Origin of the sequence: Clostridium sp. UBA4548 (assembly GCF_002387895.1) — a bacterium.
GTDB lineage: Bacteria > Bacillota > Clostridia > Clostridiales > Clostridiaceae > Clostridium_J.
The window spans coordinates 332,555-349,734 of sequence record NZ_DGLI01000044.1 but is presented as its reverse complement, the minus strand read 5'-3'; the positions used below and the strand labels follow the sequence as shown (position 1 = coordinate 349,734).

General features: G+C 31.4%; 13 protein-coding genes. 12 read left to right on the top strand and 1 reads right to left on the bottom strand.

Annotated elements, in window-relative coordinates:
* Nucleotides 1-53 precede the first annotated feature (53 nt).
* The 5 genes from B3040_RS16965 (at nt 54) to B3040_RS16945 (ending at nt 9,132) form a co-directional block, all read left to right on the top strand.
* Nucleotides 54-1,028: a helix-turn-helix transcriptional regulator gene (locus tag B3040_RS16965; RefSeq protein ID WP_291575949.1), complete on the top strand. Its 975-nt coding sequence runs from the start codon at nt 54-56 to the stop codon at nt 1,026-1,028.
* Nucleotides 1,029-1,214: 186 nt separating this feature from the next.
* On the top strand, nt 1,215-2,375 hold the full coding sequence (locus B3040_RS16960; RefSeq protein WP_291575947.1) for a DUF697 domain-containing protein: 1,161 nt from the start codon (nt 1,215-1,217) through the stop codon (nt 2,373-2,375).
* 418 nt (nt 2,376-2,793) lie between these two features.
* Nucleotides 2,794-6,711, top strand: a complete 3,918-nt coding sequence (locus tag B3040_RS16955; protein WP_291575945.1) for an AAA domain-containing protein — start codon at nt 2,794-2,796, stop codon at nt 6,709-6,711.
* A 562-nt stretch (nt 6,712-7,273) separates the two neighbouring features.
* Nucleotides 7,274-7,960, top strand: a complete 687-nt coding sequence (locus B3040_RS16950; protein WP_291575943.1) for a nuclease-related domain-containing protein — start codon at nt 7,274-7,276, stop codon at nt 7,958-7,960.
* A 41-nt stretch (nt 7,961-8,001) separates the two neighbouring features.
* A complete protein-coding gene (locus B3040_RS16945) occupies nt 8,002-9,132 on the top strand; it encodes a hypothetical protein (RefSeq protein ID WP_291575941.1) in 1,131 nt (376 codons plus the stop codon).
* A 57-nt stretch (nt 9,133-9,189) separates the two neighbouring features.
* Here B3040_RS16945 and dcm read toward each other — a convergent pair whose 3' ends face one another.
* Entirely contained in the window at nt 9,190-10,473 is a 1,284-nt protein-coding gene (dcm, locus tag B3040_RS16940) for a DNA (cytosine-5-)-methyltransferase (RefSeq protein WP_291575939.1), read from the bottom strand.
* A gap of 111 nt (nt 10,474-10,584) precedes the next feature.
* Between dcm and B3040_RS16935 the strand changes: the two genes are divergently transcribed.
* The 7 genes from B3040_RS16935 (at nt 10,585) to B3040_RS16905 (ending at nt 16,394) form a co-directional block, all read left to right on the top strand.
* Entirely contained in the window at nt 10,585-11,955 is a 1,371-nt protein-coding gene (locus tag B3040_RS16935; RefSeq protein WP_291575938.1) for a Sau3AI family type II restriction endonuclease, read from the top strand.
* Nucleotides 11,956-12,063: 108 nt separating this feature from the next.
* Nucleotides 12,064-13,227 (top strand): HNH endonuclease domain-containing protein, encoded by a 1,164-nt coding sequence (locus B3040_RS16930; protein ID WP_291575937.1) that lies wholly within the window; start codon nt 12,064-12,066, stop codon nt 13,225-13,227.
* A 133-nt stretch (nt 13,228-13,360) separates the two neighbouring features.
* A complete protein-coding gene (locus tag B3040_RS16925) occupies nt 13,361-13,942 on the top strand; it encodes a histidine phosphatase family protein (protein ID WP_291575935.1) in 582 nt (193 codons plus the stop codon).
* Nucleotides 13,943-14,108: 166 nt separating this feature from the next.
* Nucleotides 14,109-15,053 (top strand): alpha/beta fold hydrolase, encoded by a 945-nt coding sequence (locus tag B3040_RS16920; protein WP_291575933.1) that lies wholly within the window; start codon nt 14,109-14,111, stop codon nt 15,051-15,053.
* Nucleotides 15,054-15,105: 52 nt separating this feature from the next.
* Nucleotides 15,106-15,414: a nucleoside triphosphate pyrophosphohydrolase gene (locus B3040_RS16915; RefSeq protein WP_291575931.1), complete on the top strand. Its 309-nt coding sequence runs from the start codon at nt 15,106-15,108 to the stop codon at nt 15,412-15,414.
* On the top strand, nt 15,407-15,574 hold the full coding sequence (locus tag B3040_RS16910; RefSeq protein WP_291575928.1) for a DUF5692 family protein: 168 nt from the start codon (nt 15,407-15,409) through the stop codon (nt 15,572-15,574). Before B3040_RS16915 ends, B3040_RS16910 begins: the two co-directional genes overlap by 8 nt.
* Nucleotides 15,575-15,617: 43 nt before the next feature.
* Nucleotides 15,618-16,394 (top strand): GNAT family N-acetyltransferase, encoded by a 777-nt coding sequence (locus B3040_RS16905; protein ID WP_291575926.1) that lies wholly within the window; start codon nt 15,618-15,620, stop codon nt 16,392-16,394.
* The last annotated feature ends 786 nt before the right edge of the window (nt 16,395-17,180 follow it).

Here is a 17,180-nt window from a genome sequence, read left to right as displayed (position 1 = left end):
TTGTTTAATTATATAGATACATGCCTAAAAGCAAGGGATAAGGGGTTAAAAGGATGAGTAAGACGGAAATGCTATTGCATATTTATGATATTTTAATTAAGGGTGGATTAATAAATAAAAAAGAAATGTCAGAGGAATTTGGTGTTTCAGACAAGACAATTTCCAGATATATAAAAGAAATTAATATGTACTTTTGTGAAAACAATATTAATGCGAAAATAAGCTACAGTAAAAAAAGAAAAGGACATGTTTTAATTAATGAAAAGGACTCTAATTTAAATAGTAAAGATATTTTAGCCATATCAAAGGTGCTTTTAGAAAGTAGAGGCTTTTGTAAAAAGGAAGTAAATGAGTTAATAAATAAACTCACATCAAATTGTTATGGTGAAGATAAAAAACAAATTAAGTTATCTATAGATAATGAGTTAGATACATATATTTCACCAAAACATAGTGGTGAAGTTATAGACAAGCTTTGGACACTGAATGAAGCTATTAAAAATCAAAAACTTATAGAAATTGCTTATAAAAAAGTTGGTACAAATGGAAAGCTTCAAGAAGAAATATCAAAAAGGATACTAGAACCACAGGGGATAATATTCTCAGAATTCTATTTTTACCTAGTTGCTTATATGAAGGGCTATGATTTTGAATATCCAGTGATTTATAGGATTGATAGAATAAAAAAGTATAAGATTCTAGGGGAAAGTTTTAAAGTAGATTATAGTGAAAGATTTAAACCTGGTGAGTTTAGAAACTTAATTCAATTCATGCATTCAGGAAAGCTACAAAATGTAGTATTTAAGTTTAAAGGAGGATCTATAGAAGCCGTGCTAGATAGACTCCCTACAGCAGAGGTAGTTAAAGAAAGTAATGGAGTATTTACTGTTAGAGCTAAGGTTTTTGGAAGTGGAATAAAAATGTGGATTTTAAGCCAAGGAGCTGCTATAGAAGTTTTAGAACCAGTGGAGTTGAGGGAGGAAATAATAAAGGCTATTAGGGATATGCAAGGAAACTATAATTTATAGAAGTTTGCTAAAATGTCTGGGTGGAGTTCTCGGAAGGGAAGGAAGCCTTCAGAAACCTTTTAAGGTCATGCAATAATAACAGGTATTTTTGTGTCAAAAACTAAAGGAATTAAGAAGGAAAGGTAGAATAATGTTATGTAACATAAGTGTAATCAATACAAAAATAAATAATTGAAGGTGTTTTAAATGAAAGAAAAAGCAAATGTTTTAGTAATGGGTAATTCAGGAGCAGGAAAGAGTACACTAATTAATTCGGTGTTTAAATTTGAACGGGCAGCAGTTGGTAGTGGTGACGCGGTTACTAAAAAGATGGAAATATATGAAACAGAATATGTTAATTTTCGTGCAATAGATACAAAAGGCTTAGAATATGGTATATTGGCACAAATGCATACAAAAAATTTAATAAGAAAATGGTCTAAGGATAGTGTAAAGAATAATAATGAAGCTAAATATATACATATCATTTGGTACTGTATAGATGCAACATCAAAGCGAATTTTTGACAAAAACTTAGATTCAATTAAAAATGTGTCAAAAATGTGGAAGAATGTTCCTATTATAATTGTGTTAACAAAGTCATATTCAGAAACAGAAACAGAAGATAATATTAGCATGGTAAAAAAATGTCTAACAAAATATAAAGACAATAAATCGCTAAATGTCGTTGATATAATACCAGTTATTTCGAGTCAATTCTCTATTAATAACGAAACTATTATTCCACCTACTGGAGTAGACAAACTAATTGAAAAGACAAATGAGGTTATACCGGAAGCATTTAAAATAAACAAGGAAGCTGTATTTGATTTTAATTTAAGAATTAAACGCGCTAATGCAAATGCTTTGACTACTGCCGCTACTTCAGGAGCAGCAATTATAGGTGCAGTTCCCATACCGCTTGCAGACTCACTTATCCTTATGCCAATACAAAGTGGTTTGATAATTGGTATTTCAAAAATTTATGGCATTAAAAAACAGGATACAGACTTTAATAGCATTGGAAATGCTATAGTGGAAAGCGGCGCAGTAACTTTAGGAGCTAAGACAGTTATTTCGATGTTAAAGGTGATTCCAGGGCTGAATATTGCAGCAGCATTAATGAATGCCATAGTAGCAGCAGTTATTACAGCTGTTGTCGGTGAAATAACAATTGCCATAATGGAGAAGATTGTAAAGGGAGAGTTAGACCCTAATAATTTTGATTGGATGAAAAAATTTGCTGAGGCTGAATTTCTGAAAAAGGTTGGTAAGTATATTGATAAGTTAGGAAAGCAACTTAAAGATAAGGATGCAAAAAATATTGGGAAAATAGTTGCCAGTATTTTCAAAGAATTTAGTAAGTAAGTAGCTGTCCTAGCAGCAAGCTTAGACCACAGTTTATCGTTATCACCCCTGAGGCATGCGCTTTTATTTAGCTAAATCATAAAGTCTACAAGTGCAATATTGCATCCGCTAAACATCTATTACGCCTTAAAGCCTAACTATTTTTAAAGAGTAATGCTACAAGGCTCAAATCTTAAAAGTTAGATGTAATATCCACATCTTTATGGCAAATATAATAAATAGACAGTATAATATAATTGCATTGCATATAATAAGGCAGTGCAATTATTTTGCTTTATAATAAACACATTAATATTTTATCTTTAATGAACTTGTTCATTATTTAATATTAATTTTCTATAGATTTTAAAATAAATAAGCTTTAGACTATGATTTATTTAAGTACATAGATAACTAGAGCTTTTTAAGAGGTGTTACGGTGGAGGAAATTTTAAGTAAGTACAAGGAACGTTTAATAAATTTAAGTGGAAGAAACAGAAGCTTGGTGAGTAAGAAGTTACCTAATAAAAGGGCTTTTGATTTATATAAGTTAGGGGAGTTTTCTCAGGGTTTTATTAGTGATATTTTAAGTTACCTTATAAGTAGAGAGGATAAGAAGTTTTTAATTCTTCCTGATTACTCTGCCTATTTTTTAAAGGGCGAGAGTACTTTAAAAAAGGATATAGCAAAGGAAGAAAAGCTTGAGCTATCAGGTATTGATAGTACCTTAGATGTGGATAAGGTTCAGGAGTTAAAGGAGAAAATCAAAGCTAAATATAGAGAAAAGCTGGACAGGGAACAGCAGAGTCTTAGTGGCAAAAGAGATAAGTTAATTGAGTACTCAGTGAGTCTTAGAGCTCTTCTTCGTGAAATCACAAGCATTGTTAAGGAAACAGGTAGAAATGAGCTTTATGTGGGCTATCCTTTTGTGGAGGGAAAACTTAAGGATGATACCTTTGTTAGAGCACCTCTTTTTATGTTTCCAGTGTCACTGCTTAGGGATGGGGACAGCTACTACTTAGAAAATAAGGATGAAGCAGTAATTTATCTTAACAAGGTGTTGCTACTGGCTATTTGTAAGCATAATGAAATAAAGGTTAAGGATATTGAAACAGAGTTTCTTAAGGTTGATGAAAACTTTATTACTGAAGCCTTAGAAAAGTTGAAAGAAAACAATATTGTAATTGAAAATAATCTTAGTGAAGTTGTTAGATTCTTAGAATATAAAAAGGATACTTTGCCAAACTTTGAAATGGGAAAACTGAAGCTTAGTTATAATTTAGTTCTGGGTCAGTTTCCTATAGCAAATTCTATTTATAATGATTATGAAGATTTACTCCAAATGGATATTAATAATAAACTTTTAGAGGATTTACTTAAGACCAGTTCTGCTTTGGAGACAAATTCCTTAGAGGATAAAGAAGAACATGGTAAGTTATCCTTCAGTGAAGAAGAGCTTTATTTAATGTCAGCTCTAGATTATAGTCAAGAAAAGGCTGTGAAGCTTTCCAACGACACAGAAGAATTAGTTATATATGGACCACCGGGTACAGGTAAGTCACAAACCATTGCTAACATTATCTCCAATGCCTTAGCAAGAAATAAAACTATTCTCATGGTGTCTCAAAAAAGGGCAGCACTAGATGTTATTTATAACAGACTTGCAAAGCTTAATGCCAAAGCACTTTTAATCCATGATATTGAAGGGGATAAGAAATCCTTTTATAGTACTGTGGCTCAGTCCTTAGAGGTTTTAGGTGGAGAATATGAGGACTACGAGAAAAATATACTTCAGGTGTCTAGGGATATTGATAGTAAAATAGAGCAATTAGAAAAACTAGCTTATGCACTCCATAAAGAAAGACACTTTGGACTAACTCTTCAAGAAATGTATAGTAAGACAAAGGGCATTAAAAGCAGAGAAGACAGTAGATATTCTGATTTTTCTAGGTTTAGGCAGGAAAATGTTTTTAAAACTTATACCTATGAAAACCTAAGGGAAGCAGTAGAAGGGCTTCAACACAAAGAGGTTTTAAGTTACAAAACTTATAGAAACTTGCTTACTAAAAATCCTTTTGTGGATGATGTGGATTTAAATATGAGCTTTATGGATATAGATGAGCTTTCTATGAAGGTGGAAAATATCATAGACCCCATTAAGAAAATCACTGATAAAGCTATTAGTGAAGGGGACCTATACCATAAACTAATGGAAGCCTTTGAGGAAAATTGCTATGTTTTAACTGGGGAGAAGTTAGAGGAAGTAATTAAGGCTACTTCTCTTGAGAAAAGTGGAGACTTGCTTAAGCCTATCAATGATGGCAGATGGTGGAGCCTTAAGTATTGGATGAATTATTCAAAAAACAAGAAACAGGAAGAAGCAAATAAAGTAGAATATGAAAATAGATATTCACAGCTCCAAAAATCTATGATTACACTGCACAGTGAAATTGAAGCTTCCTTTCAGGAGATTTCCATTGTAAAGAAGGCTTTAAATGAAAGAGTTTATAACCTTGTGGTGGTAGAGCTTCTTAAGGGTGAGGATTTAACGGAATATTTTAAGGATGTTATTGAAGCTCTTCATCTTATTGAGGAGTATAAAACTGAACTTAAAACCACAAAAGGGCTTAGTGAGCTGCAATTTAAAATCATGAATTATGCTTTAAATGAAGATGTGGAGAAAATGAGAAACTCAACTGAGAAGCTTCTAGAGTTTATTATGCTTTATCACATTGGAGAAATAGAAAAGGAAGAAGAATTTCAAAAGGCAGTGCAGTACCTAGGGGGTTTCGATAAATTAGTTCAAGGGATAAACTCTAATATTGAAGTGAAGCAAAACTTAGTGAGAGAATTCATTTTAAATAAATGGAACTGTAATATAGAAACCCTTCAAGGTGAAAAGGGCTTTAAAGAGTTTAAAAGGCAAGCAAACAAAAAAAGAGCACTGCTTCCTATAAGAAAGTATCTTGAAGATTATAGTGACATGATACTGAAGGTTTTTCCTTGCTTTTTATTAAGTCCAGAAACTGTTTCAGAAATACTACCTTTAAAAGAGGAGCTTTTTGATATTGTAATCTTTGATGAAGCTTCCCAGATGTATGTTGAAAATGCTATTCCAACCATCTTTAGAGGAAGCAGCGTAATAATTGCAGGAGATGATAAGCAGTTAAGACCAAATGGAACCTTCTCCAATAGGTTCTTAGACCAAGAGGAAGAGGAAGAAGTGGAGGATGACACCACAGCAGCACTAGAGGAGGAGAGCTTACTAGACCTTGCAAAAGTAAACTACAAAGGAGTTCATTTAAACTACCATTATCGTTCTTCCTTTGAAGAGCTAATTAACTTTTCTAACTATGCCTTTTACGAAGGAAGACTTAGAATTTCACCAAATGTTCATACTCAAGGGGAATATGGAGTTCCAATTGAAAGAATAATGGTACCTGGAAAATGGATTAACAGAGCAAATATTGAAGAAGCTGAAAGAGTAGTAACTTTAGTGCATCAGATTCTTAAGGAAAGAAAAAACAGGGAAACCATAGGAATTATCACCTTTAACATTAACCAAAAAACTACCATAGAAGATCTGCTAGATAAAAAGGCTAGAGAAGATAGTGAATTTAGGGAACTATATCTAGCTGAAATTGACAGAATGGATGAAAATGAAGATGTAAGCTTATTTGTAAAAAACATAGAAAATGTTCAAGGTGATGAAAGAGATATAATCATTTTCTCCATTGCCTATGCAAAGAAGGAAAATGGAAGGATTTCCGTAAACTTTGGATCCTTATCCCAAGATGGTGGAGAAAACAGACTAAACGTTGCCATAAGTAGAGCTAAGAAAAAGATTTATGTGGTAACTTCCATTGAACCAGAAGAGCTTCAAGTGGATAACACTAAAAATCAAGGACCAAAGCTGTTCAAAAATTATCTCCAATATGTTAGAGCAGTATCAAGTGGAAACAAAACTGAAGCAGAGAATATTTTAAAAACTGTGATGGACACCAAGATGAAAAGTAAAGAGGAAATACACCATGACAGCGACTTTGAAGGTGAAGTTTATGAAGCTTTAAAAGATAAACTCCATAACCTTGAAGTTCACACTCAAGTTGGAGTTTCAGGGTACAAAATAGACTTAGCTATTTATGATCCAATAAAATCTAAGTATATTCTAGGAATAGAATGTGATGGAGCAACCTACCACAGCTCTAAATCAGCAAGGGAAAGAGATGTCCATAGACAACGCTATCTGGAATCTAGAGGATGGAAAATAACTAGAATCTGGAGCTATAACTGGTGGAATAATCCTAAGGGTGAAGTACAAAGGCTTTTAAATGAAATAAAGAGAGTTAATGAATAGCATTAAGTTAACTTTGGGGTAATTAACAAATTACCAGCACAGATTATTTTGCTAATAATTGCCTAAAGGGTCATGTACATATTACATGACCCTTTTCATTATCAATTTATAAGGCTTTTCTAAGTAAAAAAACCACCCTAATACCCGCAAACCCCCATGATCACTATACTTTCTTATTTTTTTATTCTTTTATTGATATATGGATATATTGAAGGCTTCATATATTTTTTTATGGTTATATTCTTTTCTTTAAATCTTGAGAAGACTATAAATCTGTTGTTTTTAGAGGTGGATAGGACAGTTTTTATAGCTTGTTACTCAAAGAGGAACTGTAGTTGCAAGTTACTATTGTAAAGGAATAGATAAATATGTCGATATAAAACAATATATTGAATATAATTTTAGCAAAGTTCAAGTTAATTTATATTATTAATTTAAAAAGTCATTCTGATGAAAAAATAGCTGAAATTTCAACAAGTTTCTCAAAGTTTTTGTTAAGTTTGTAAGTAAATTATCTTATAATTACTTGTATAAGCAAGTTTTTATAAAGGGGATTTTAATTATGGGATTTCTTATATTAATAATGATGTTTGCAGCCTTAGTTCAGTACATAGAAGTGAAAAATTATAATAAAAGTAATTACAAAAAAGAAACTGGATACTCCTATACTAAAGTTAGATTTAACTCAGGATTATACGGGGAATACCTATCCTTTAATATCTTAAATAAAATAGAAGGGCACAAGAGAATATTAGCCAATGTTTATGTGCCAAAGGAAAAAGGTGGGACTACAGAAATAGATGTTGTAATGATTCATGAAAAGGGAATCTTTGTAATTGAATCAAAGAACTACAGTGGCTGGATCTTTGGAGATGAAAAGAATAAAAACTGGACCCAGAGCTTTAAAAACGGAAGAAAAGAAAAATTCTACAACCCAATTTGGCAAAACCAAAGTCACATCAGACATCTTTCAAAGCTACTTAATATAGAAGAAAAAAATATAATGAAGTCAATCATTGCCTTTAGTGAAAGGTGTACCTTGAAAAAGCTACAGGTATACTCTGAGAGCATAAGAGTGATAAATAGAAATGAATTAGAAAAAACTGTGAACAGGATGATACTAAGTAGCTGTTGCTACTTAGGAAGAGAGCAGATAGATGAAATCTATAATAGATTGAAGAGCTATAGCAATGTGTCAGAGGAAGTTAAGAGGAGACATGTGGAGGAAGTTAGGGAGATGAGAGGATAAAGAATTGTTAAGTAAATTTAGTTAAATTTGAAGGAGGAAATATGGCAGGATATATTTTTAGTCTCGATAGTATTAATTCTTTAAGACAATGCATTGAAAATGGAGTTTATAGCACTAATTTAACTTCTCCAAGAAATAATACTTGGGGAGTACACCATGAAGGTACATTTGCAGATTATTTGAGTATGAAGCCAGGTGATAATGTTTATTTCTTTATCAAGAGAAAGATTTATGGTATTGGGAAGTTGATTAGTATTAAAAATGAATGCAAGCTTCTTAATTTTCCCAATGCACTTCAGCCAAATAATTTCAATAATGAAGAAATAAATGATGAAATGTTAATGAAAGATTGCAATGGGAATACTAATAATAGAATTTTATGCATATTTGAGCCAAGCCCCAACTTTTTCTTAGAGGGAATTGATATGGATGATGTTTTATCGTCAAATCCTAATAGTTTCAAAAATTTAAGAGCATTTTGGAAACTTTCTTTTATAAAGGTAGATGACAATGAAAATAAAGCGCTAAAAGATATTATATTAATTAGGAATGAACAATCAATTAACAGAAAACATGATGTATATAACTTTAATACGGAAATTCATAATGGTATTAGTACCAAAGTTAGCAATAACTATTTTGTGAATGAGAAAGCTATATTAATGTATAGTCATAAGGAAGGTAAGATTAAACATGAAATGGCTATAGAAGCAGCTATTACTAGTATGGTATCAAGAAGTAATAATACTATATTTGGAAGGTGGGATTATATTTCTCATCAAGTTATTGCCTCACCATTCAAAGCTATAGATTACATGGATAAGATGGATATATTTGGCTATAGATATATAAGTGGTTTTGATACGATTTCAAAGTATCTCGTTTTAGAAATAAAAAAAGATGAAGCTGTATTTGATGCTATAGATCAAGTAATTAAATATGTTGATTGGTTAAGCCAAGAATATACTTTTGGAAACTATGAAATGATTGAGGCTTTTATTGTAGCTTATGATTTTTCTAAAGAAGTAATAGCTTATAAAAATAATGTTGCTATTAGAAATTTTACCATAGGGAGAAGACCAATTATTTCAAAAGTTTGGACAAATCTTCGACTCGTAAAATACAAATATAACATAGAAAACAGCGAATTAGAGTTTGAAGAAGTGAATTAATAAAAAAACCAGTTCATCTACATTAAAACTATAGATGAACTGGTTAAAAAGAAAATATTAATCAAATAGGCATATTTGATCATAAGCAACATCATCTTTTACAAAGTAATCAAGGTTAAGCTCTTTTTCCTTTTCAAAAATATTATTCAAAGTAATACCCATTTTTTCAACTAAGCTTACAACTAGAGCATTTCCCATGCAGAAATACCTGAAATTTTCGGGCATTCCAGTATCTGTCCAGTTATCAGGGAAACCATTTAGCCTCTCACATTCAACAGGGGTAATCAGTCTATATCTTCCAGTTTTGAAATCTTCAATTACATGGGTGCTCCTATTCACACTACCTTCGCTAGTAAGCATTGTTCTTCCAGGTAAGTCAAGAGAATCAGGAAAGTTCATACCACCTTCAGAATAAAAATACTCAAAACCATTTTTGTCTACGCGTTGTATTTTTTTTGATCCCTTAAGGTATTTAAACTTCTCTAGTTTTTTTTCATTATTGTCAATAAAGTATTTTTCATCAACTTCTTGCTCGATACGGATTTCTCTTAGGGTTTTAGGTATGAATTTATCAGCATTAACTTCCATAGTTGTAATTAAACCATTACTCATAACTCCTGAATTTTTAAATTCAAACTTAAAAGAATCAGATATTTCAACTATATCTTCAAATTCATTTAAATTACAAGATAAGTTACTTTGTAAAAACTTAGAAGGAAATTGACTTTGAAAAAAGCCATGTGAGAGTAGCCACTTTTCAAGATTGTCTAATTTTCCAAGTTTTTTATAGTATTGAGTTTCATTGTGGAATGCAAAGATAAATACCCTTCTTCTTTTTTGGGCAAATCCATAATCCGCTGCATTTATTATTCTCCATTCAACAGAATAGCCTAATTGCCACAGTGAGTACAACATAATACCAAAATCACGACCTCTTTGTTTGGCAGGAGACTTCAATAATCTATCTACATTTTCAAGGAGTATAAAAGGCGGTCTTTTTTCCTTAACAATTCTATTTATTTCCCACCAAAGAACCCCTTTATGACCTTGTATTCCTTTTGCCTGAGTTCTAGCTACAGAATAATCTTGGCAAGGAAAACCACCAACTAAGAGATTATGATTAGGAATATCAATTGCACTAATTGTTGATATATCTTCATTTACATGACAATCACTTTCTCCAAAGTGATGAGTATAGCAATCAAATGCGTGTTGAGTTTTTTTCCCTGGCTCCCATTGATTGGCCCAAACAAAATCCCATCCATTATTATCCTTTTCACCATTAAGACCAACTCTAAAACCGCCAACACCAGCGAATAGTTCACATACGGTTTTTCTCATCTTTCACCTCTATAATATCTAGATATTTTTTATTAGTAAAAACCTATAAATACTATTATAATTATAATATAAACAAAAGTAAAGATCAACTTTTATTTTGGGGGAAATTTTATGGGAAACAAAAAAATCACTTATGAAACACAAGAGGAGTTACTTACTTATGCTAAAGGTCTTGAAGGGAAAACTTTTAGTGAAATAGATAAAACTAATAGAATTATAAATGAAAAGGCAAAGGGAAAACTTGGGCAGATTATTGAAGAGAGCTACTTTGGCTATGAAATAAATTCCAAACCTGAGGCTGATTTTAAGAATCTTAATATAGAATTAAAAGTAACACCATATAAAAAGAACAAAAATGGAAGCATATCTGCAAAGGAAAGATTAGTTCTAAATATAATTAATTATATGGAAGAGGTTTATAAAGACTTTTATACTAGTTCCTTCTGGACGAAGAACAATAAGCTACTTATTGTATTTTATAACTATGAAAAGGAAAAAAGTGTAGGGGAGTATAAGATTACAAATACAATTTTATACGAAGTTCCAGAAGAAGATTTACCTACGGTAATTCAAGATTGGGAAACAATAATAGATAAAATTAAAAACGGAAAAGCTCATGAATTATCTGAAGGGGACACCTTCTACTTAGGTGCATGCACAAAGGGTAAAGATAGTTCATCTTTAAGAGAGCAGCCTTTTTCAAATATTCCAGCAATGCAAAGGGCCTATTCTTTTAAACAATCTTATATGACTCATATATTGAGAAATAATTTAAATAATGAATCATCAGAAAAGCTTATTAAGGATGGTAACTTTTCAATTAGAGGATATGTAGAAAAGGTACTTAAACCATTAATTAATAAGAGCTATGAAGAATTATGTGAAGTTTACGGACAAGCATCAAGTGCAAAAAATTCAGTTCAGCTTCTTGTATCAAAAATTTTCAATATAAAAGGAACAGACCTTTCAAAAATACAAGAATTTGAAAAAGCTAATTTAAAGTTAAAGACTATAACAGTAGATAAAAACAATAAAATCAAAGAAAGCATGTCTTTTCCCACATTTAAATTTAAAGATATTATAGAAACTTCCTGGGAAGATTCAGATTTGAAAAGAATTTTAGGAGAGCAAAAGTACTTATTTATAGTTTTTAAAGAAAATAAAAATGGTGATTTAGTATTTAAAGGATTTAAGTTTTGGAATATACCCTATGAGGATTTAAATGAAGTAGAAAGGGTATATATAAAAACCGTAGAAGTAATTAAAGATGGTGTAGAAATAAAAGAAAAACTGACCAAAAGTGGAATTAGGCATAAGAATAACTTGCCTTCAAAGAGTGAAAGCTATGTTTGTCATGTAAGACCCCATGGAAGAGATGCTAATGACACATATGAGTTACCAGATGGTAGAAGGCTTACAAAGCAATGCTTTTGGTTAAATAATACTTATATATTAGAGCAAATAAAGAGCTTACTAGGATAGTGATAAGTATGTACAAAAATGTAATTGATAAAAAAGAATTAGTAATTAGGTACTGTTATGCCTAACTTATTATAATAAAACAAAAGCTATGGGTTAGGGGGAATAACCTTGAATAAAATAATAATACCCAAAAACCAATTAATACTGCCTAAGTCAGTAGAGATGATACCTTATAGCAGAGAAGTAGATTATTCGACCTTTTCAAGGGTGTTAGATGATAATAAAGTGGTTGCAAGTTATAAGATGTATTGGCTAATTGCTTTACTTGATGAGGTTTCTTTAGGTAGTGTGGAGATTCCATTTAAAAAGCTAGTTTCAAGAATGGTAGTTAATGCTTGGTATCCAATAAGAGCTTTTAAGCTGAGCTTTGGGTATTGTGATAATTTAGTTACAGTAGTTAATTACATTGCTGATACTTATGGCTTTGAAAACAATTATGAGGAAACTAAGCTTCTTAATTTTCTATGCAGTACGAAAGACAAAGCCTTAGTTAAGCTGCTAAAGGATTTAACCTTAAATGTTCCTTATAGATTTTTATCTCCTTTTCTTAATGAGAAAGTTCTTGATAAGAAGAAGCCTATGAAGGAGCTAGAGGAGCTATCTAGGGTAGAGGATAACTGCATTTATGGCGTATATAAAGATGATAAAAATGAGAGTTTTATTAGGATGAAAGATGGTTGGATAGACTATTTAAAATATAACTACAGGATAATAAAAGGTTGGGCCTATTATAAGCTAGTATGTTTTCTTCAAAAGAGAAATCCTAATGTACCTGCCATAGCCTTTAAGCTAGAAGCACCTAAGGAGAGAAAGCTTTCAAAGGCAACAAAGCTTTGGAAAGATGTAATTAGCAATTCTAAAATTATTGATATCTACACAGGAAAATATTTTACTGAAGAAAATTACGATCTTCATGGAGGCTTAAGCATAGATCACTTTATTCCATGGAGTTTTGTACTACATGATCAGATTTGGAACTTAGTGCCTACCTTTAAGAATATTAATAGTAAAAAGAGTGATGACTTGTTACTTTATGATAAGTACATAGCTGATTTTTGTGCTTTACAGTATGAAGCTTTTTCTCATGTATGTAAGAAAAAGGTTAATGATATTGCAGAGGAATATATTGATGCTTTTAGACTTGAGAACATCTATGAATTCTACAAAAGTGGTACCAAGGAAATGTTTAGTCAAGAGCTTAAAAAGTGCATTTCTCCACTGTACCAAATTGCTGCTAATCAAGGGTTTAAAGTGAGAGAAAAATTGCTTTAATTAAAGTATTGTAAAGATCAAGTTATATTGTTTTGTAAGTTGCAGTTACAATTTCATTAGTTATTACTATAAGAGTTTATCAACACTTAAAGAATAAAACGGAGTTGTAACAAATTATTTCTAAAAGAAAGGTATGAGAACTATGAGTTTAATCAAGAACAATAACCCTAAAAATATATACCTAATCAGACACTGCAAAGCAGAGGGACAACCTGCTGAGGCAAAGCTCACTGACCTTGGATTAAAGCAAGCTAAAGACCTTATGGAGTTTTTAAAGCCTTATGATATTCAGTACATAGCTTCTAGTCCTTATGTGAGAGCAGTAGACACCATAACTCCATTAAGCAAAGAGCTTAATTTATCTATAAATATTGATGAAAGATTTAAGGAGAAAGTGTTAACTTCAAAGGATGTGGAGGATTTTACTCCACTGTTAAAATCTGCCTTTAAGGATATGGATTTAAAATATGAAGGTGGAGAGTCCTCGAGGGAAGCTACCTCTAGAGCTATAGAGGGTTTAAGGGATTTAATTAAAAGGGAAGAAAGTAACATTGCTGTGGTAACTCATGGAGAGCTTTTTTCATTGATTATTAAATACTTTGATAGTTCATTTGGTTATGAAGGCTGGAAAAGCTTAACTAATCCAGATGTGTATGTGCTAACTTTTAAGGATAATAAAATGAATGAAGTTGAGATAAATAGAATTTGGAAGTAAGGATATTAGTAATATAAGTCTATAGCAAATTACTTCGTGGCAGAAGTTGAAGTCATGTTATTACAATGTTATAAACATAGGGCAGACAGTAAGGGTGTATGGTATAATTAACCATAGATGAATAAGCCTTTGTAGTGGGAATATGGCAATGTATTTGGGGGATTAAATGAAAGTATTAAGAAAAGCAAAGAAAATATTACTTATAAGTTTATTGGTACTAATGATCATCATAACAATAATATATGTTTATAATAAAATTCAGTTAAAGAGAGAAGCTAAGCTGTTTAAACCCTTGGGGGAAATAGTGGAAGTTAATGGTCATAAAATCAGTATTTATACAGAAGGTCATGGAGAGAAAACCCTTGTGTTTATGTCAGGTGGAGGCACTTCTTCTCCAATTCTAGATTTTAAATCCTTGTTCTCTCAGCTAAGTGATGACTATAGAATAGTTGTAATAGAAAAGCTGGGTTATGGCTTTAGTGATGTAGTTGATGAAAAAAGAGATATTGATACAATATTAAATCAATCAAGAGCAGCATTAACACAAGCTGGTATTGAAGGACCCTTTATCCTTTGTCCTCATTCTATGTCTGGCATTGAAGCCTTGTATTGGGCACAGAAATATCCAGAAGAAGTGAGTGCTATTATAGGACTAGATATGGCAGTGCCAGAAACCTATGAAAATTATAAATTAAATATGCCCTTAGCAAAAGCTGCAGCCTTTGCTAACAACATAGGAATAACTAGGATTTTACCTGGAATTGCGGAAAGTGAAGCTATTAAATATGGCACTTTAAGCAATAGTGAAAAAGACATATATAGAGCTGTATTTTTCAGAAGAACTACAACTAAAACTATGCTAAATGAATTAGAAGAAATTAAAAATAATGCAAAAATAGTGGACAATAGTAAGTTACCAAAGGTTCCAATTTTAATGTTTTCTTCAAATGGTACTGGTACTGGTTGGAGTGAAAAACAATGGACACAATTTCAAGAAAATTTTATCAATAAGATATCAGGGGGTAAGATCATTTATCTTAATTGTAGTCATTATGTACATGATCATGAATACTTAAATATTGCAAGGGAAATAAAGGCTTATATTTCATAATGAAATGAATGAAGTTGAGATAAATAGAATTTGGAAGTAAGGGGTATTAAAAATGAAAGTTTATAACAAATTAGTTCGTGATAAAATTCCACAGGTTATTGAAGGGGATGGAAGAAGGTGTGAAACTTCAATAGTTTCAAAGGAGCAGCTTTTACCACTTCTTGAAGATAAGCTTAAGGAAGAAGTTAATGAATTTATGCAGGATAAGAACCTAGAAGAGCTTGCAGATATTATGGAAGTTGTCTTTGGTCTTGCAGAGAATTTAGGCTATAGCGAAGAGGACCTTCTTAAAAAGAGAGAAGAAAAAAAGGAAGCTCGTGGAGGCTTTAAAGAAGGAGTATTCTTAAAAACCGTTGAGTAAGATAAATTGTAAGTTGGCTTCTTTAATTGCAAATATTATTCTTGCAATTTATCAGTTTAATATGATTAGAAAAAACAAACTAAATCCGTTGAAAGATGATATTTATGGTGAAAGAAAGGCTTACAAAACTATTGTTCAAGAAAATAGACAGGAAATTTGAGAGACATAATTTATAACAAAGGGGATAATTAGGAGGATTAATCATGGTAGGGGAAAATATAAAACAATGTGAATTTGAGTACACTAAGTGCTTTTGTGAATATTATAAAGATGAAAATATTATTAGATATAGAGATGACGAACTAAAGGATATGTATTACCACAACTACACATATATAAGAGATAACCTGGGCAATGATGAAGTTGAAAAGTGTATAGAAAATGAAATATCCTTTGCTATAAATGCAGGAAAGAAGTTTTGCAATATTCTGTTGGACTTTACAATTAATGAAACCCTGTTAAAGGATTTAAAGTATAAAGGTGAAGTGTCAAGAAATGGATATTATTCCTTCGATATTACAAAGCTTTCAAATATGACTTCGGTGAAAGATTGTAACATTGAAAGAGTATGTAATATGGAAATGGTTGAAGATATTTTATATTGTGACTTACAGTTAGATGAGGCAACTTTAGGAAGAGATTTTTGCACTAGAAGATGTCATAGACGCGGTAAGGTGTACATTTTAGACAAGGGTGTAAATTCTTACATCTGTTATCATAATGGGGAAAGAATTGGCATCTGTGATTTGTTTATTCATGATGGTACTGCAAAAATAGAGGATTTTACAGTTACACCACAGTGTCAGTGTAAAGGCTATGGAACTACAATTCTTAAGCATTTAATTCAAATAGCAACAAATGAAGGGTGTAATACTATTTATCTAGTTACAGATGAGGATGATACTGCAAAAGAGATGTATAAGAAACTAGGCTTTAATAAGGTAGGCGAAAGAACTGATATATTCTTTAGATTAAATTAGTTATTAAAAGTGAAGAATTAATTATTATCAGTGTAGGGGTGAGCTTAGCTTGCCTCTTTTTATTTTTAGAGGAAGGTAAAAGCATAGATAAATTAAGTTGCTTACTTTAAATATAAACTTTTTACCTAAAGCTGATATTACTTATTTACCTTATAATAGGGATGAAGTTTTTGAAAAATTTACCGATAATAAATATATGAATCTCATTGCCCATGGTACTAACCGTGAGGGTGATGAAGTGGAAATAAGGTATAAGTTATCTAATCTCATATAGATAATGAAACCAATATTATACAACATCTTCCACCTTATAAGTGCTTAGATAATGCAAGTAATGGAGTTCATTATGGAAGTACTTCTATTAATCAAATGATAAAAAAGCCTAAATACTTTTTCAGTGGACATGTTCACAATGAATTTGGTTTAAAAAGTTAGGTGGTACCTATGTTTTCAACTGTACCTGTGAAGCAGGGATTTCACCAGGTTGGATTGTAAATTTAGACACTAGAACCCATGAAAAGGTGGATTATATAGTTATAATAACGGCAGCTTACAAGTAGTTTTACGGGTGCAATGATGCACACGTAAAATTGTGCGCAACAAAATAAAAAAACTTAACAACATTTTAGAAGCTTCAAGTAGCCATCTTCTATAAGGGGCTGTTGTACAGCCATGCAGTTGTCTAGCTAAGAAAAAATACATTAGTAGCAGACAAAACCTGCTTCTAAAGTTCTTCATTAAAATAAAGTGCTTCATTAAAATGAAGATTAATTAAATGAACTTGTT

Bases quoted from the DNA above. Each gene is read 5' to 3' on its own strand.
- B3040_RS16965 (WP_291575949.1), top strand. From the start codon at position 54: ATGAGTAAGACGGAAATGCTATTGCATATTTATGATATTTTAATTAAG.
- B3040_RS16960 (WP_291575947.1), top strand. From the start codon at position 1,215: ATGAAAGAAAAAGCAAATGTTTTAGTAATGGGTAATTCAGGAGCAGGA.
- B3040_RS16950 (WP_291575943.1), top strand. From the start codon at position 7,274: ATGGGATTTCTTATATTAATAATGATGTTTGCAGCCTTAGTTCAGTAC.
- B3040_RS16945 (WP_291575941.1), top strand. From the start codon at position 8,002: ATGGCAGGATATATTTTTAGTCTCGATAGTATTAATTCTTTAAGACAA.
- dcm (WP_291575939.1), bottom strand. From the start codon at position 10,473: ATGAGAAAAACCGTATGTGAACTATTCGCTGGTGTTGGCGGTTTTAGA.
- B3040_RS16935 (WP_291575938.1), top strand. From the start codon at position 10,585: ATGGGAAACAAAAAAATCACTTATGAAACACAAGAGGAGTTACTTACT.
- B3040_RS16925 (WP_291575935.1), top strand. From the start codon at position 13,361: ATGAGAACTATGAGTTTAATCAAGAACAATAACCCTAAAAATATATAC.
- B3040_RS16920 (WP_291575933.1), top strand. From the start codon at position 14,109: ATGAAAGTATTAAGAAAAGCAAAGAAAATATTACTTATAAGTTTATTG.
- B3040_RS16915 (WP_291575931.1), top strand. From the start codon at position 15,106: ATGAAAGTTTATAACAAATTAGTTCGTGATAAAATTCCACAGGTTATT.
- B3040_RS16905 (WP_291575926.1), top strand. From the start codon at position 15,618: ATGGTAGGGGAAAATATAAAACAATGTGAATTTGAGTACACTAAGTGC.